Origin of the sequence: Aeromicrobium sp. A1-2 (genome assembly GCF_003443875.1) — a bacterium.
Classification (GTDB): domain Bacteria; phylum Actinomycetota; class Actinomycetes; order Propionibacteriales; family Nocardioidaceae; genus Aeromicrobium.
On sequence record NZ_CP027482.1, the window covers coordinates 577,966 to 594,370 of the forward strand.

Sequence of the window (16,405 nt, forward strand, 5' to 3'; positions counted from 1 at the left end):
ATCAGTCGGTGACTAGCCCCTCGTCGGGGCTGACTTCGTTGGAGTTCCCGGCGGTTATGAACTCGACTAGTTCGTTACTTAGTCGCGTGTCTCCTGAGTCGATCCCTTCGAGCACGTCTCGGATCGACACTGTCGACTGTCGTATTTCCCTGCGGCACGTCAGGAATAGCCGCGAGTAGTCAGCATCGGCTGCTGGGACTGTCTTCCGCCACTCATCGTCGTTTTCGTTGGCGTGCCAAGCAGATGGGCCGAACTTCAACTGCACGCGGCTCGCAACATTTCCAGTTGCGTCTGAGCCGTAGAAGTTGATCGTCCATTGGTAAATACCCGCATACCTCGCCGAGACAAGATTCACGTACCCCTCGCCGAAGGAATCATTGAGCTGCGGCAAAAGGGCCGCTTGACCGTAGTCGCGCAGTCGCTTCTTGACCCGTGCCAACACATCACGGCTCTCGTTGAACCGGTCGATTGCGGCGTCCAGAATCTGGTCGGCGAACACTATCGCCGCGTCCTCGACGGGCCTGCGACCATACAGTTGTGCTTCTCCAGCCGTGCACATTGCGTCGACAAACTCCAACAGACTGTCGTCGTTCACTTTGCGTCCTTTCACAAAACGCCGCTGCATGTGGTCGAAGAATAAGCACTGCTGCGGGAACTGGGCTTTGAACTTTTTATCGTCCTCGACATGGCGAGCGAGCCCAGCAAAGACGCTCGCGTACGAAACTACGAGTGCTTCGTCCCAGCCGTCTGTCAGGAGGTTTCGATCCTCGTGCTCGCACAGCATCACCACGACGCTTCGCTTGCCTGCTCGGGCACCGAAGTGTAAGTACCGCTCGTAGCCGTGACCGTGGCCAGAAGAGGTGTAATAGTTCTCGATGACGATCGTCGTCGCATGGTCTTCGAGGACGATGTCCGCGATGTCCATACCTTCGTTCGAGGCCGATGTGTTCACCTCCTGACGGACGCCGTATGTGCCTGCGGGGACTGCCTCGAGGTCGGGGCGGGAACGATTCATCTCAGCGATGAAGATCCTCTGAAATGCATCACCCAACTGGTGGGTGCCGTTCGAGTTCAACAGCCAAGCAAAGACGTTGGAAAGTTGCTTCTCGTGCGTTCCGTGGTGCATGACGTCGAATACGTTGAACTGCTCTTCTGCGCTGATACCCAAGAGCCGCACAAGGTCAGTCAGCAGTTGATCGCGCATGGTCGAACCCTAATCCTTCAGACCCACGTAGGCGCTAGAAGCCACTAGGCTGACGAGCAATGACGCCCTGGCGTTCCGCGACAGCATCGGCAACGGCCCCGGTGGACAGTCTCCCTGCCTGAACAGTCCCGTCTGGGCTAACGACCAGGTACACCGGCCCGGTGTCATTCGTCACATGCGACGCTGCACCCTCCGGTTGGGAGCAATGGGTATTGACGGCAACTTGGGCAGGTTCCGTAGTCCAGCCTCGGGTTGCCGGACTTCTTGCCTCCTCCTCCACCCGTCCCATGGACAGGATGATCGACACCCCACTGGCCAGTTCCGCGACCACTTGCCCAGCAGTGCGCGGTTGGGCCAGCGGCCGCACGCACCTCGGCCTCGGATGCGAACCCGTTCGTGTAGCCAGAACAGATCCGCAGGTTTGGCCCATCCACAGTCCTAACTGCCTTGATGTAGCCGCTGCGACCGTAGTAGGCCTCTATGCCGATTGCAGATGTGAACTGCCGGATGAACCGATGGTTCTCCAGTGGGATTCCCTTGCCAGTCAGGGCGCGATCTAGCGAAGAGAACCGGCGGTCATCGAGCTCGGCGTCCGATTCTTCGTCGGACTGCTGCTCGAAGTCGGGAGGTTGGTTCATGGAACGCAGAGTAGTGCTCAGCGGCGATTCCGTCGTCGTCTTTTTGTCGGACCCATGCGGAAGGATTCATTTCGCACCAACTTCGTGGGTGGTGCCTAACGAAGGAGAAATGATGATTTCACGCTCGGATTTGAGTTGGTGGCTGGAGCTGGCCGGCACGTTGGACTGGACGTTTGCCAAGACTTACAGCGAGACCGCCCCGCATGAGTATGTGGTGGAGGGTCGCACCGAGGGCGTGACTCACGTCGACATGGTGCGGGCCTCGCGCGTCATCCACACGTTCGGAGCACCGGGCAAGTACTACTCATTGACCAAGATCTACCTAGTCAGTCCGGGCGGTCGATTCCGCTGGTGGACCGAGGACAACCACCTCACTGACACCACTCTTGTGAACCGTGCCACCACGGACCGGTTCTACGGGATTCAGAACCCACCGTCGACGGCGACAGCCATCGAGTCGCCATACGACAAGATCGCAACGACTTGGGACGCGGACCACCCGATCACCGATGACGAGGCCGGCCGCGTCAAGCGACTCCTTGCAGCTGCGCATGGCACGTACCCACCTCATCGGGTCGGCCGACTGTGGAAGTTCAGGGTCACCGAGGTCGATGCATGACAAGATTGCGCCCAGCACACGCGCCCTTCCACGGAAGTTGGACACTGGGTCGAGTTTCGAGTCGACCACCGAACATATCTATTGACGACGCTCTCCAATGGGACGCTCCAGTCGCTAGTGCCCCTGGCACTCAACTACAGAGTGAGTCGTCATACCCGCAAGGCTACAAAACCATCGACAACTGTGTCTAGATGCGCAACAGAATGAGGGGCTTGCCTAGTTGGCTGCGAGCGCCCGGAGTTCGCCCTGGTAGGCGCCGTATGCCGCGCGAAGAGACTCGGCTGGACACTGCGCCGGCAGCAGGGCAGGGGGCAAGATGGGATCAGTCGAGAGCAAGCGCACCAGGTTGGCTGCGACAGTGAGCCGCAACGCCGGGTCCGTGGTCTCACGCAGCTGGGCCTCCAGTGCGTGGGCTCGGCGACTCCAATCGCCGAGCTGCCATAGGTGCTCGGCGAGTTCAGCGGCGTCTCGATCCGGTCTGGCGACGAAGGTGTTCAGTGCCGGCTCCGCCTGGTAGGCGGCAGGCCGATCCAGGTTGGCCGGTCGAAGCCAGATCCCCTCGCGGAGTTCGGCCAGGCGGTGCTGGGACAGAACGTCGCGCAACGCGGCGCGATCGCGTCCGGAGCGGCCGGTGGCAACCACGACCGCCATCTCCCAGTTACCGGTCCACGGCACCTGTGCGGGGTTGATCGTCTCCGCCTGCCGGCGCTGGCGGGCGATCAGTTGGGCACCCAGCCGTAATCCCGGCCCTCGCGTTGGAGCTCTCCACTGGCAACTGCCCGGGTGAGGGCGGCTCTCACTGTGGAGGGCGAGACGTCGAGGAACTCGCCGGCTCGCACAAGGTTGGCGGGACTGACCGGTTCGGGATGTGCTCCCAGAATGAGACTCAGCAGCACCGACCTCGCCGATAGCGGCTTCAATTCGACATCCCAATACGAGGCGGAGGAGGGAGGGGGCACCTGCGAAGAATGCCAGCATCGGCTGGGCCGCGTCGAACAATCCGATGGGGGCCGCACGAGATGTGATGCTGCATACCTAGACACAGTTGATTCGGACTATGTAACATCTGGGGAATGCAGACCTCAATCGCCGCGTTTAAGCGTCCTCGCGTGATCAGGCGCACCTCGGCCACATTTCCGGTGCGCCGGATTGGCAACGACTACGCCGACGAGGGATTCAACAATGCCCTCCCTGGGCAGCCAGCGCTCTCGCATCTCTTCGCGGGGATCTCGACGTTCTTCCCGGTGGGCGAGCGGTTCATGATCGCGTCGGCGCAATCGGTGAGGGACCGGATCGAAGACCCTCTTCTCCTCGCCGATCTGGACGCTTTCGTACGTCAAGAGGCTCAGCATGCGAGCGAACACACACTCGTCAACAAGCACATCGCGCGCGGGATTGGGATGGATCACGACGAGATCTGTCGTGAGGTTGATGCTCTCTGGCGGTGGATCGAGCGGAACTGCAGTCCGCGAACCCGGGCAGGTGTGACGGCCGCGACCGAGCACTTTACTGGCTTCATCGCTGAGGTACTGCTACGTGACGTCGAGTTCATCGACTCGATCCCCGACGGCAAGGCAAAACAGCTTCTCGTGTGGCACGCGATTGAGGAGTGTGAGCACAAGGCTGTCGTGTTCGACGCGTACAAGGAAGTTGGTGGGTCGGAGCTGGAGCGGGTTGCCTTGATGGCGCTCTACACCCTTCCCGTTGTTCTGACGGCCTCGCTCCCAGTCTTCCGACTGATCGGGGGCCATGGCGACGCGACCAACCTGCGTTCGTGGGCCGGGGCGGGGAATGCCCTCGTGGGGCGCTGGGGGTGGCCCCTACTGCGGGGCTATCTGAACTACTACAAACCAGGCTTTCACCCCAACCACATGCCCACCCGGGAGCTCGAGCAGTTCTGGCGAGACCGGCTGCAGATCACTGACGACGGGATCAAGACCCATGGCTAGGTTTGCGACGAACGTTCCTCCGACGGATCCGATCTTTGACGCGGCACGGTCTTCTCTCGTCCCTGCGCCCATCGATCACGAGGCCATCGTGGTGGGCGCCGGGTTCGGCGGCCTCGGCGCCGCGATTGAACTCAAACGCCTGGGCATCGATGACCTGGTGATCCTCGAACGCGCTAGCGGCGTGGGCGGCACCTGGCACGCTAATCGCTATCCGGGCGTCGCGGTGGATATCGCCTCGGCGACGTATTCCTTCTCCTTTGAGCCCAACCCGGACTGGACCCGCATCTACGCACCCGGTTCCGAGCTCAAGGCGTACGCCGAGCACGTCGCCGACAAGTACGACCTGGCCCGACATGTGCAGCTCGACGTTGAGGTGCTTGGGGCTGCGTGGGACGACATCCACCAACGCTGGGCCGTGGAGCTCGCGGACGGCCCCACCCTGACGGCGCGCTATCTCGTGGTCGCGACAGGAATCCTTTCTCAGCCACGCAAGCCGGCCATCCCTGGCATCGATGACTTCGCCGGCAAGGTGCTCTACACCTCGTCGTGGCCGGAGTCCGACCGGCTGACCGCAGAGCGTGTGGCCGTGATCGGCACTGGTGCGACGGCGGTGCAGGTCGTTCCTGAGCTCGCCGCGCATGCTGCGTCGGTCGCCGTCTTCCAACGCACACCGATCTGGGTTACTCCGAAGCCGGATCTCCCCATTCCCAGGCCGGTACGCGAGGTGTTCCGCCGAGTTCCAGCGACCCAACGGGCCGCTAGATACGCCAACGCTGCGTTCATCGAATACATCGGACTTGGGTTGGTCGCCTTCGAGCGTGCGCCGTGGATCCTCGAGTCGCTGGAGACGGTGTCCAAGGCACACCTGCGGCTGCAGGTGCGCGACCGAGCAACACGTGAAGCGCTCACCCCGGACTACAACTTCTTCTGCAAGCGCCCAACCTTCTCCAACTCCTATTACAAGGCCTTCAACCACGACCACGTGGACCTGGTGGCCGCGCCGATCGACCACATCGACTCCTGCGCAGTGATCACCGAAGACGGGAAAAGGCGCGAGATCGACACCCTCGTGCTCGCGACTGGCTTCCACCTACAGGAGGAGGGCAACTTCCCGGCGTTCCCGGTGCGTGGACGCGATGGCGTCGAGCTCGGCGCTCGGTGGCGCGAGCACGGCTACGAGTCCTACGAAGGCATCACCGTCAACGGCTACCCCAATCTGTTCTGCCTGACGAGTCCCTTCTCGTTCACCGGTCTTTCCTTCTTCTATCAAGCGGAATCGCAGATGGCGCACATGGCCAGGGTGATCACCGAACTGCGGCGGCGACACTCGGTGACCTTTGAGGTGAAGCCCCATGCCCAGAACAGGTTCGTGAAACAGATGGACGCCAAAGTCGAGCACTCGCTCTGGGCACACGGTGACTGTGCCAGCGCCAACAGCTACTACTTCAACGCTGACGGGGCCACCAGGCTCGGCAGGCTTGAACCAACCGTGATCGTGAAATGGCGCAGCACCCACTTCCCGCTAGCCGACTACCGGTTCGAGACAGTGACGGACCCCGCCGTACGGCAGGCAGCGCGCGCTGACGCGCCGCCCATCCCAGCGGCTGCGAAGCGCTGAACCATGCCCGGATACCGGCTCCCCCGCGGCGGCGTCGGGGACTCACAGAGCCAACGCACAGCCGCCCGCCTGCTCCGCAATCGGCTGTTGATGAGTTCGCGGAGCTCCGGTGTGCCCCGAACTCGCCGAGTCGCACCCACCGCGCAGCTCGTGGCGCAACGCGTCGACCCACAGGCGACGATCCACGTTGCTAGGGTGCGTGCTCGCCGTGGCTGGACCGACGGCGGAATCAAGCTGTCGGCCGGAGAGCACGTCACCGTGCTGGCTACAGGTACCCTGTGGACCGCCCGGCCGCTGGGCCTCGGCCTCCTGCCGAAGGTGGGCCTGTGGCTGCGCATCGGGACAGGCCCGGCACTGTCGATGCTCGGCTCGGCCATCACCTTCGCCTGCGACCAAGACGGCCCACTGAAGCTGCTGGCCGCCGAACCAGGAGCCCTCGACGCGAGTGGCGCCCTGGATGACAACACCAAGTCGATCGCACTGACCGGCTCGTACGAAGTCGTCGTCATCCGCTGGGCGACGGATCCTCACCTCGCGTTGACACGTGCCGCTGCCCTCTCACCCGACCTCTTCGGCCCAGCGCACCTGCGCCACCGGCGCGGAGACACGACACCAGTCGGTTGGAACCACCATCCCCGCATCGGCGCCTCAGAGATCTTCAGCCAACCATCGCCGGGCGGTGAGGTCGAGTGCCTGACCTCCGGTGACGTCGGCATCGTGCGTCGTCCTGTCGACGTACCGCTCACCGAGGACCTGACTCTAGACTGGACTTGGCTGGTGCGAGACCTTCCCTCGGCCCTCGCCGAGAACATCGAACCTACCCACGACTACCTCTCTGTTGCGGTCGAGTTCGACGACGGCCGCGACCTGAGCTGGATCTGGTCCAGCGAACTACCCGAGGGCAAGGTCTTCTCCTGCCCGCTGCCCTACTGGAGCTCTCGCGAGACTCACCTGGTGATTCGCAGTGGCACCACCGGCCTCGGAGCCTGGCAGCCAGAGTCTCGCCACGTCCTGGCCGATGCGGCGTCGGCACTCGCCACCCCGCTGCCAAGTCGGGTGGTCGCTATCTGGTTGATCGCCAACTCCGCGTGCCAGGGCTCAGTTGGCTCCTTCACCCTGAGGGATCTGAGACTTCGGTCCACCCACCTCGAGCACGACGTCCTGGCCGCCCTGGCCCCGAACCCGTCGCGTCACATCAAAGGAAGTGCCCATCAATGAAGGAATTCGCCGGCCGCGTGGCCGCCATCACCGGAGCAGGCTCAGGGATAGGACGAGCGCTCGCATTGCGGCTCGCGCGAGAGGGGTGCCACGTTGCGCTGAGCGATCGCGACAGCGTTCGTCTTGCTCAGACCGTCGCACTCCTCGAGCCGTTCCAGGTCACTGTCACCAGCGCCGTCGTCGACGTAGCCGATCGGGACCAGATGCACGCCTGGGCCACTGACACGGTGTCCGCACACGGCCAGATCAACCTGGTCTTCAACAACGCAGGCGTTGCCCAGTCCGGCTCGGTCCAAGGCAACACCTATGCCGACTACGAATGGGTCCTCAACATCAACCTGTGGGGCGTCATCCACGGCACCAAGGCGTTCCTGCCGCATCTGGTTGAGACCGGGGACGGGCACATCGTCAACATCTCCAGCGTTTTCGGACTCCAAGCGCAACCCGGAGTGAGCGCCTACAACGCCAGCAAGTACGCAGTGCGTGGCTTCACAGAATCGCTGCGCCAAGAACTCGACGTCCTCAACAACGGCGTGAGCGCAACGTGCGTGCACCCCGGGGGCATCCGTACGGAGATCGTGCGCTCCTCGCGCATCTCGGACGGTATGGAGGACCTCTTCGGCCCGGAAGAGGCGCGGGTCCGACAGGTTTTTGACACGCTCCTGCTGACCAGCGCTGACCGGGCCGCAAAGACAATCCTCACCGGCGTCCGGCACAACTCGCGACGCGTCCTCATCGGCGCAGACGCCCGCCTTCTCGACCTTGAGCAGCGACTGCTGCCGACTGGATATCAAGTCGCCAACAACGTGCTCTGCACAAGCGTTGGGCGGGCGCTCACGCTCTTCCCCAGCGTGTTCAAGCCCATGCCGACACGGGTTGAGACCACCAGCAGCGCCCAACCGGACCCATCGGTGCGCCAACCCGACAAACGCCGAGCGAGCCCACGCCAAGCGACTCCAGCCCACAACGGTCTGGGCTGAGATGCCGGGTCTCCCACGATGGTCAAGCGACGACGAATCCGCGGCACTTCGTCGCACCGCCCGTGACTTTTTCGCCACCGTTGCGGTACCGCAGCAGCAGCGTTGGGCAGAGCAACGCCTCGTCGACCGTGAGTTCTGGCTGCAAGCTGGAGAGTTGGGGCTTCTCTGCCTAGCCGTGCCTGAGAAGTACGGCGGAGGTGGTGGCACCTTCGCCCACGACATGGTTGTACTGGAAGAGCAGGGGCGCATCGACGAGCCCGGGTTCGGCAACCATGTCCACAGCGGGATCGTCGCGCCGTACCTTCTGGCCTACGGCACCGAGGAGCAGAAGCGCCGGTGGCTACCAGCGATGGCAACCGGTGAGGTGGTCGCTGCCATTGCGATGACCGAGCCCGGTGCCGGGACCGACCTCGCCAGCATGCGCACCCGAGCACAACGCGAAGGTGACTCCTACGTGATCACCGGCGCCAAGACCTTCATCACCAATGGAGGGTCTGCAGACCTGATCCTGCTCGCGGCCAAGACCGACCCCAAAGGCGGAGCTCGAGGAGTGTCGCTGTTCCTGGTGGACGCCAACACCTGCGACGGATTTCGGCGCGGACAGGTTCTAGACAAACTTGGTCAACACAGCGGAGACACGGCCGAGCTCTTCTTCGATGACGCCCGAATCCCCGCGACAAACCTCCTCGGCGACGCCGAGGGCCAAGGATTTGCTCAACTGATGAACCAACTGTCCCAAGAGCGGCTCTTGTTGGCCGTCGGGGGCGTCGTCAGTTCCGAACGCGCAGTCGACTTGACCATCGACTACACCAAACAGCGCGAAGCTTTCGGTGCACCACTGTTCGCCATGCAGCACATCAAGTTCGAGCTCGCCGAATGCGCCACGCTCGCCCGCGTTGCGCGCGTGTTCGTGGACGACTGCGTCCAGGCACATCTTGACGGCAACCTCGACGTGCAGACGGCCTCGATGGCGAAGTACTGGGTGACCGACACCCAATGTCAGATCATCGACCGTTGCCTACAACTCTTCGGCGGTTACGGCTACATGCGTGACTACCCGATCGCCACGATGTATGCCAACGCTCGAGCCCAGCGCATCTACGGAGGCGCCAACGAACTAATGAAGGAACTCATCGCCCGAACCTTGTAGCAGGTAGGCCCCCACCCCGGAACCACGACAAGCAACCAAAGGATCACCCATGAGCACGCTGTCAGGCAAAGTAGCAATCGTCAGCGGCTCAGGCCGCGGCATTGGCGCCGCCATCGCGACCAAGCTCGCGGCCCACGGCGCGTCAGTCGTCGTCAATGACCTTGACCACGACGCGGCCGAGCAAACCGTCGCAAGCATCACCGCGACCGGCGGCGAGGCCGTCGCGTGCTGCGGAAACATCGCGGCCACAGGGTTCGCCGAGAGATTCGTGGACTTGGCGGTGACCAACTTCGGTGGTCTCGACATCATCGTGAACAACGCTGGCTACACCTGGGACAACGTGGCTCAGAAGATGACCGACGACCAGTGGGACGCCATCCTCGAGGTCCACCTCAAGGCCCCGTTCCAGATCCTCCGAGCCGCGCAGCCTGTCATCAGTGCGGCTGCCAAACGCGAGGCCGCAGCCGGGGCCCCAACGACCCGCAAGGTTGTGAACGTCTCCTCGCTGGCCGGGCTCTACGGCAACGCCGGACAGGCCAACTACTCAGCTGCGAAGGCGGGCATCATAGGCCTCACCAAGGCCATCGCGAAGGAATGGGGTCGCTATCAAGTCACCGTGAACGCGGTAGCGTTCGGCGTGATCCAAACCCGGATGACTGCCCCGGCCGATGGGGTCGCGACCGTGCAGATTCAGGGGCGGGACCTACCGGTGGGAGCAAACCCGATGATATTGCAAGCGGCCCAAAATCTGGCACCCCTCGGGCGCCTCGGCACCCCGGTGGAGGCAGCCGGTGCGGTGTACCTGCTATGCCTACCAGAGTCCGACTATGTGACCGGTCAAGTACTGGCCTGCAGCGGCGGACTGGTTTGCTGACGGTGCGGAGTCTGTGGCGAGCCTCGAAGGGCGCGTTGTGCGCGAGGAGCGCGAGCCCGTTTGCCGTTTCGCTTCTGGCGCACCGGAACGTTTATGTCGACGTCAGGACTGGCTCGGGCCGGAGGCGGCGCACAACCTGCCAGATCGCCGAATAGAGGATGATGGCGACCGCGAGCGTGCGGCCAGCGCCGACGACCATCGTGCGTGCACCGAGTACCCCGACCTGGGGGCCAGTCAAGCCAGTGGTGTCGATACCGAGGAGCGCGTCGATGGCACCGATGTCGGCGGCTTGGTGCTCTGCTGGCGCCAATTGCGCCGCAGCCACGGGAGGACGACTAGCACCCCGCAACACCACTGACGAGCAGGTCAAGGTGACCTCCAAAGTCTGGGCAGTCCCCTGTTCTCGTCGATGAGAACCGGCAGGCAGATCTGGGAAGCCGCGGGTGGTGCTGTGGTCGCGGGCATTGTCACCGGCTACCTCGGCACCTTAGTGTGGTGGGCCTACATCTTGGCCATCGTGGTGTCGTTCGTCGGGGGTCTCCCGGCGGGCACGCAGCACGTCACGAAGCGGGGTGCAGCCCTGCGGGGAGCCGTGGCCGGAGGGGTATGGTCCGTCGCCTTGGCACTCACGATCCAGATCAGCGGCCGTGACTCAGTCGGGGCCGTGAGCGAGCCGCTCGTCCTGATCATCCCCATCTCGATCGTCGTGACGGCTATCGCCAGCGTGACGACATGGTCGGTCGCCCGCCGTCGTCGGACCAGCCATCTCGCATCGGACGCGTCGATGGCCTGAGTGCCCGGTGGTGGGAGGTCGTGCTCGCCCGGCTCATAGGTCGAAGTGCCGCTTCATGGACAGCTACGAGTGGAGACTGCTGATGCGTACTTTTCGCTCTCGAATCCACAGATGCAGCGGTACTGCGAAACAGATGCCAACCGTCAGCGTTGCGAACGGAATCAGCCACCAACGCGGCGTCCCGGTGCGCCGATGGTCGTAGTAGGACCACACCCAGAACGCCACGGACACAATCGCGAGGTCCGCGAACAGCTGGCCGGAGGGCAGCGTGCCGAACCAACTTGCGAAGTAGCCGCCTACGTCGGTGCCGTTTTCGAACACGAACGCCGCGACCATCGCGTTGGGAACGATCAAGCCAACAATCGCCAAGGCACCCATGACCTGTTCCGTGGACTTGTCGTGCCCGTCCGGCCCGGTGTTCGCCGGTTTTGAAGCCGCGCCCTTTGGTCCGTGCTCACCATTCGGCGCTCCGACAGTAGTCATTGCTGTCAGACTTCCCGTCGTCGATCGTGGTGATCCCGCAGCAGTGTCGGGGTCTTTTCAAAGCACCTAGAACATGCCATGTCTGCCGACGCCTTCTGTGAACTGCTTCGCACCAGCCATGGCTTCTTGGAGTGCCTTGGTGCCGTGAGACCACTCGGTCTCGATCGCGACGTCCAGGGGCTGTCCGTCGCTTTCATATGCCGACAGCCGGTCTCCGCGCATACAGGTCTGTGGAAAGGCGGCCAGCTGTTCGGCCAAAACGATGGCCTCATCTAGCGCGGAGCCGGGAGCGCTGACCCTGTTGGCCAGGCCCATCTGTTGCGCTTCGTCTGCGCCGACAGGGCGGCCGGTGAGGATCAGGTCGAGGGCGCGTGAGCGTCCCACCAAGCTTGGCAGCCTGATCGTGCCACCGTCGATGAGCGGAACACCGAAGCGCCGGCAGAACACGCCGAGGACCGCGTCCGGGTCGACCACCCGCAGGTCGCACCAGAGCGCCAGCTCAAGTCCGCCTGCAACCGCGTGCCCCTCAATCGCCGCGATCACCGGCTTGGTCAACAGCAGACGAGTCGGACCCATCGGGGCGGGGCCCAGGGAACCGGGCGGGTCGATCCGCTTGTTTCCAGCGCTGACTGACTTCAGGTCGGCGCCAGCACAAAAAGTTCCACCTCCGCCGGCGAAAACTGCGACGCTCGCGTCGTCGTCGGCGTCGAAGGCGAGGAATGCATCGAACAACGCTTGGGCGTGTTCGGTGTCTATGGCGTTGCGGACCTCGGGACGGTTGATGGTCACGATTGTGACTGGGCCCTGATGGGAGACGTCGATGGACACGTTAGAGCCCCGGCGCGTCGACGTGTGTACGGGCGTTGATCGCTTCGAGGTCGAGTCCGGTTGGCAGGGTTCCGAAGGCGCCGCCCCAATCTCGATCGAGTCGCGACGCACAAAATGCATCGGAGATCTCCGACGGCGCATACCTGACTATCTGCGCGCCTTGGAACACCAGAGCCATCTGTTCGACGATCCGCCGCGCGCGTTGTTCAATGTCGTCAAAGGAAGTGAACTCCTTCTTCAACTTCACGACGGCCTCGTCGAGGCGGGCGTCGGCGCCGGCGGCAAGATCGAGTTCGGTGAAGAAAACGTCAAGCGTCTCGGGTTCGCGGGCGATTGCTCGTAGGGCATCCAGCGCAGCAACGTTGCCGGAGCCTTCCCAGATCGACAGCAAAGGCATTTCGCGGTAGAGCCGTGGCATGCCCGAGTCTTCGATATAGCCATTGCCTCCAAGACATTCGAGTGCCTCTGCGGCATGCATGGGCGCTCGCTTGCAGGCGTAGTACTTGGTCACTGCCAGCGCGATTCGCCGAAGGGCGGCCTCGGACTCGTCGCCCTGGATGGCGCGGTCATTCGCGCCAGCAAGCCGCATCATGGCGGCCGTGGTGGCTTCGGACTCGACGGTGAGATCGGCGAGTACGTTGCGCATGAGCGGCTGGTCGCTCAGTGCCTTGCCGAAGGCGAAGCGGTGCCGGGTGTGATGAGTGGCTTGGATTAGGCCGGTGCGCATTCCCGCGGCAGCACCAATGACGCAGTCGAGGCGGGTCATGTTGACCATCTCCACGATGGTGCGCACGCCACGACCCTCTTCTCCGACGAGCCAGCCTGTTGCTTCGTCATACTCGACCTCTGCGGAGGCGTTCGACCGGTTGCCCAGCTTGTCCTTGAGTCGCATGAGTTGCATGGGATTGAGTGATCCGCCGGGAAGGACCCGCGGGACGAGGAAGCAAGTGAGGCCGGCCTCAGTCTGAGCCAGAGTGAGGAACAGATCGCTCATCGGTGCAGAGGTGAACCACTTGTGGCCAGTCAGCAGGTAGCTTCCGTCGGATTGTGCGACCGCGCGGGTCGTGTTGGCCCGTACATCGGAGCCCCCCTGTTTTTCGGTCATCGACATTCCCGCGATCAGGCCGCGCTTGGTATCGGGGTCGCGCAGCCCGAAGTCGTAGTGCCTGTTGGTCAGCAATGGCTCGAATCGTTTCGACAGTTCAGGGCTGGCGCGAAGTGCGGGCACAACGGCGTACGTCATTGAGATTGGGCAGCCGTGCCCCGCATCTACGTTCCACACCATGAACTTCGCGGCCCGGGCGACGTGGGCTCCCGGTCGGTCGTCAGCCCAGGCGGAGCCGTGCAAGCCGTGCTCGACCGCGACGTTCATGAGTTCGTGATAGGCGGGGATGTATTCGACCTCGTCGACGCGGTTTCCAAAGCGGTCATGCGTGTGGAGTCGCGGCGGGAAGCGTTCTGCGAGCCTCCCTGCGTCTTGTGCTCGGGCAGAACCGGCCCGTTTCCCCAGCTCTCGGACCTCGTCGATGGCCCAGCCGGCGCCTTCTCGCTCGACACCCTCCAACAGCGTGGTGTCGTCAGCCGTGTTGTGGTCGACGAGTGGCGGAACTTGGTTCAACACTTCGTGGGTAGACATCGTGATCATCCTTTGTTCGTGGAGGGCCCGGCATCGTTGAATGGCGCGGCATCGCGTTCACGAACCGCTTCGCGGAAGCCCGCCTCCGCAGCGCGCGTTTGGAAGGCATAGCCCTCACGGGTGTGCCGAGATATCCCGTCGAAAACCGTCGAGATCATCTGACTGTTCTGCACACCCTGAGCGAGCAGGGCTGAGTTGAGGGCCAGCTTGACCATCATGAGTTGGTTGAGCGGCATGGCCGCGATCCGTTGCACCAATGACTCGGTGCGCTCATCGAGTTCGCTGGCCTCCGGGGCCTCGATTGCTAGACCCCATTCGGCGGCCTCCGTCCCGCTAAGGCAGTCGCCGGTCAGTAGGAGTCGTTTGGCTCGTTGATCTCCGAGGCGATGCGCCCACAGACCGGCCGAGGGGACGCCCCAGACCCGGGTGGGTGGGTAGCCGATCTTGGCATCGGCGGCAATAACGATCTGGTCGCAGTGCAAAGCGATGTCGGTGCCGCCGGCAACGCAGAATCCGTGGATCATGGCCACCGTTGGCTTGTTGGCGTGAAGCAGGCTGGAAAAACCGCGAGTGAATCGACTCATCATGGCGTAGTCGACCATGGGGTCCCAGGTTCCCTGTGGGTCGTGGTTGGTCATCTGGACGACGGGGTCGAGGACAGTCCCGGCTGCGCCGTTGCCGACACCGGTGCCGCCGTCCATCAGATGCTCTGCTGATGCGGCGAGGTCGTACCCACCACAGAACCCTTTGCCTCGGCCGCTGAGGACGATCACGTGGACTCGTGGGTCAAGGTCAGCACGTTCGACGGCATGGGCAAGCTCGACGGGAGTGTCAGGAGTAATGGAGTTGCCCTGCTCGGGACGGTTGAAGATCAACCTTGCGACACGGCCATCGACTTCGTAGGTCAGGGTCGAGTACGTCGGCGACGCCTGGTCTTCAGGGCTCGCCGCGGCGTAAGGAGAGTCGTCGCCTTCATGAGCATTGCGCCGCCACGGTGCGGGGGGAGTCATTCGCCCATGCTACATAGATAGACACGAGTGTGTCTATCTATGTAGCGCTAGGATGACTCGGCCGGGCTCCCCATGATGTCGGAAACCAAGCGAAGCTCGTGCTGGTATTGGGCGTAGGCCGTCCGGAGGGAATCGCCCGGCCAACCGGGCGGCAGGAGTGCTGTCGGCAGGATCGGATCCTCGGTGAGGTGCCGCACCAGGTGGGCCGCTATCGCTAGGCGATGGGCAGGCCGGGAGTCCGCCTTTCGCAAAGCATCAACAATATTTCGGCCGCCTTCGCCCCACGTTCCGAGGTTCCAGAGCTTGTCGGCGAGTTCGCCCGCGTCTTCGTCGGGTTTGGCTCGAAACGTGCTGATCACAGGGTTAGAGCGGTAGTTGGCTAGGCGACTAAGGTTCGCGGGACGCATCCAGACCCCCTCGCGTAATTCGGCAAGGCGGTACGCGCGAAGTTCGTCTCGCAAGGCCGCACGAGCACTGGCGGAGCGGCCGGTTTCGACGATCACAGCAACTTCCCAGTCTCCGTTCCATGGCACCTCGGCAACAGCCATCGCCTCGTTCTGGCGGCGTTGCCTGCGAAGCAGCGCATCTCCAAGAACGTAGTCGCGGCCCGCTCGACGTAGATCTCCGCTTTGGACTGCTCTGGCGAGTGCCGCTCGAGTGGTCGAGCTAGAGACCTCGAAGTACTCGCCGGCAGCGACCAGTTTCGCTGGGCTAAGTCCTTCGGGATGCGCACCAAGAACGAGGCTCAGAAGCATCGAGCGGGCCGAGAGCGGTTTGTTTCCGGCGCGGTACCCGGTGGACGAGATGTTGTTGGGCATGGAGCAAGGATGCCAGAACTGGCACCAAATGTGTGCTGCACAACATGGCACAGCCGTCGACTATAGTGCAGTATCGAGTATCCGCCCGACCGCGCGGTCGCCTAGAGGAAGCAGGACCCATGGCTGAACACAAGGCGCAGGAGCTCACGGCGACGCCTCGAACTGCAACCCAGTGGACGCTTCTCGGCTTCGGCTTGTGGTTTACGGTCGGCAACTTTGTTTCCGGCACCGTGATCTGGCCGGGGACGGTGACCGATTCACACCGCGTCTACCAGATGGACCTCTTCGGCTTCATTCCCGTAGTCGTGAATGGTTGGCATCTACTTTTCCACCTAGTCACGGGCATTGCCTGTCTTCTCCTAGCGCGCCGTTCAACCGGGGCAGTGCTGGGATCCCTCGGCGTCGCGGGCAGCTATCTGCTCGTCGGCGGGCTCGGCTTGGCTGTCTCGGGCTCGGTTCTTGGAGTCATCGCTACCGACACGTTCGGCGACTGGGTCCACCTGTTTGAGGGGTCCGGTGTCGCTCTTGGCGCCATCGCCCCGCTGCTGGCGCGTCGCCGGACGGCGGCCAGCTAGCGCGCGCCACTC

18 protein-coding genes are annotated in these 16,405 nt (G+C 63.3%); 9 read left to right on the plus strand and 9 right to left on the minus strand.

What is annotated here, in order from left to right; translation table 11 throughout:
• Nucleotide 1 precedes the first annotated feature (1 nt).
• On the minus strand, nucleotides 2-1,204 hold the full coding sequence (locus tag C6I20_RS02845) for a PD-(D/E)XK nuclease family protein (RefSeq protein ID WP_118394575.1): 1,203 nt from the start codon (nucleotides 1,202-1,204) through the stop codon (nucleotides 2-4).
• Nucleotides 1,205-1,840: 636 nt separating this feature from the next.
• On the opposite strand from C6I20_RS02845, the gene C6I20_RS02850 reads away from it, so the two are divergent.
• Nucleotides 1,841-2,461, plus strand: a complete 621-nt coding sequence (locus C6I20_RS02850; RefSeq protein ID WP_162891079.1) for a hypothetical protein — start codon at nucleotides 1,841-1,843, stop codon at nucleotides 2,459-2,461.
• 216 nt (nucleotides 2,462-2,677) lie between these two features.
• Here C6I20_RS02850 and C6I20_RS17295 read toward each other — a convergent pair whose 3' ends face one another.
• Both C6I20_RS17295 and C6I20_RS17825 read right to left on the minus strand, forming a co-directional pair.
• Nucleotides 2,678-3,103 carry a hypothetical protein gene (locus C6I20_RS17295; protein WP_216822973.1) on the minus strand — a complete coding sequence of 142 codons (426 nt, stop codon included), beginning with the start codon at nucleotides 3,101-3,103 and terminating at the stop codon, nucleotides 2,678-2,680.
• Nucleotides 3,104-3,180: 77 nt separating this feature from the next.
• Complete coding sequence (locus tag C6I20_RS17825; RefSeq protein ID WP_371682656.1) at nucleotides 3,181-3,504, minus strand: hypothetical protein; 324 nt, start codon at nucleotides 3,502-3,504, stop codon at nucleotides 3,181-3,183.
• Nucleotides 3,505-3,534: 30 nt separating this feature from the next.
• On the opposite strand from C6I20_RS17825, the gene C6I20_RS02860 reads away from it, so the two are divergent.
• The 6 genes from C6I20_RS02860 (at nucleotide 3,535) to C6I20_RS02885 (ending at nucleotide 10,250) form a co-directional block, all read left to right on the plus strand.
• Complete coding sequence (locus C6I20_RS02860; RefSeq protein WP_118394577.1) at nucleotides 3,535-4,410, plus strand: metal-dependent hydrolase; 876 nt, start codon at nucleotides 3,535-3,537, stop codon at nucleotides 4,408-4,410.
• Nucleotides 4,411-4,498: 88 nt separating this feature from the next.
• Entirely contained in the window at nucleotides 4,499-6,028 is a 1,530-nt protein-coding gene (locus C6I20_RS02865; RefSeq protein ID WP_162891080.1) for an NAD(P)/FAD-dependent oxidoreductase, read from the plus strand.
• Nucleotides 6,029-6,139: 111 nt separating this feature from the next.
• A complete protein-coding gene (locus C6I20_RS02870) occupies nucleotides 6,140-7,246 on the plus strand; it encodes a DUF3047 domain-containing protein (protein WP_162891081.1) in 1,107 nt (368 codons plus the stop codon).
• Nucleotides 7,243-8,226 carry an SDR family oxidoreductase gene (locus C6I20_RS02875; RefSeq protein ID WP_118394580.1) on the plus strand — a complete coding sequence of 328 codons (984 nt, stop codon included), beginning with the start codon at nucleotides 7,243-7,245 and terminating at the stop codon, nucleotides 8,224-8,226. Before C6I20_RS02870 ends, C6I20_RS02875 begins: the two co-directional genes overlap by 4 nt.
• Before the next feature lies 1 nt (nucleotide 8,227).
• Nucleotides 8,228-9,376, plus strand: a complete 1,149-nt coding sequence (locus C6I20_RS02880; protein WP_118394581.1) for an acyl-CoA dehydrogenase family protein — start codon at nucleotides 8,228-8,230, stop codon at nucleotides 9,374-9,376.
• A 49-nt stretch (nucleotides 9,377-9,425) separates the two neighbouring features.
• Nucleotides 9,426-10,250, plus strand: a complete 825-nt coding sequence (locus C6I20_RS02885) for an SDR family NAD(P)-dependent oxidoreductase (RefSeq protein WP_118394582.1) — start codon at nucleotides 9,426-9,428, stop codon at nucleotides 10,248-10,250.
• A 91-nt stretch (nucleotides 10,251-10,341) separates the two neighbouring features.
• Here C6I20_RS02885 and C6I20_RS02890 read toward each other — a convergent pair whose 3' ends face one another.
• Entirely contained in the window at nucleotides 10,342-10,575 is a 234-nt protein-coding gene (locus C6I20_RS02890) for a hypothetical protein (protein WP_118394583.1), read from the minus strand.
• 84 nt (nucleotides 10,576-10,659) lie between these two features.
• Here C6I20_RS02890 and C6I20_RS02895 point away from each other — a divergent pair, with 84 nt between their 5' ends.
• A complete protein-coding gene (locus C6I20_RS02895; RefSeq protein ID WP_162891082.1) occupies nucleotides 10,660-11,043 on the plus strand; it encodes a hypothetical protein in 384 nt (127 codons plus the stop codon).
• Between the two features lie 63 nt (nucleotides 11,044-11,106).
• Here the strand turns inward: C6I20_RS02895 and C6I20_RS02900 are convergent, their stop codons facing one another.
• The 5 genes from C6I20_RS02900 to C6I20_RS02920 all read right to left on the minus strand — a co-directional run bounded on the left by C6I20_RS02900 (nucleotide 11,107) and on the right by C6I20_RS02920 (nucleotide 15,818).
• Nucleotides 11,107-11,526: a DUF2834 domain-containing protein gene (locus C6I20_RS02900; RefSeq protein ID WP_118394585.1), complete on the minus strand. Its 420-nt coding sequence runs from the start codon at nucleotides 11,524-11,526 to the stop codon at nucleotides 11,107-11,109.
• Between the two features lie 66 nt (nucleotides 11,527-11,592).
• Nucleotides 11,593-12,354, minus strand: a complete 762-nt coding sequence (locus C6I20_RS02905; RefSeq protein ID WP_118394586.1) for a crotonase/enoyl-CoA hydratase family protein — start codon at nucleotides 12,352-12,354, stop codon at nucleotides 11,593-11,595.
• 1 nt (nucleotide 12,355) lies between these two features.
• The gene (locus C6I20_RS02910) at nucleotides 12,356-13,990 is read right to left on the minus strand and encodes an acyl-CoA dehydrogenase family protein (RefSeq protein WP_174232938.1); all 1,635 of its coding nucleotides are present in this window, start codon (nucleotides 13,988-13,990) and stop codon (nucleotides 12,356-12,358) included.
• Nucleotides 13,991-13,995: 5 nt separating this feature from the next.
• Nucleotides 13,996-15,000, minus strand: a complete 1,005-nt coding sequence (locus C6I20_RS02915; protein WP_118394588.1) for a crotonase/enoyl-CoA hydratase family protein — start codon at nucleotides 14,998-15,000, stop codon at nucleotides 13,996-13,998.
• Nucleotides 15,001-15,047: 47 nt separating this feature from the next.
• The gene (locus C6I20_RS02920) at nucleotides 15,048-15,818 is read right to left on the minus strand and encodes a PaaX family transcriptional regulator C-terminal domain-containing protein (protein WP_118394589.1); all 771 of its coding nucleotides are present in this window, start codon (nucleotides 15,816-15,818) and stop codon (nucleotides 15,048-15,050) included.
• Nucleotides 15,819-15,937: 119 nt separating this feature from the next.
• On the opposite strand from C6I20_RS02920, the gene C6I20_RS02925 reads away from it, so the two are divergent.
• A complete protein-coding gene (locus C6I20_RS02925) occupies nucleotides 15,938-16,393 on the plus strand; it encodes a DUF4383 domain-containing protein (RefSeq protein ID WP_162891083.1) in 456 nt (151 codons plus the stop codon).
• The last annotated feature ends 12 nt before the right edge of the window (nucleotides 16,394-16,405 follow it).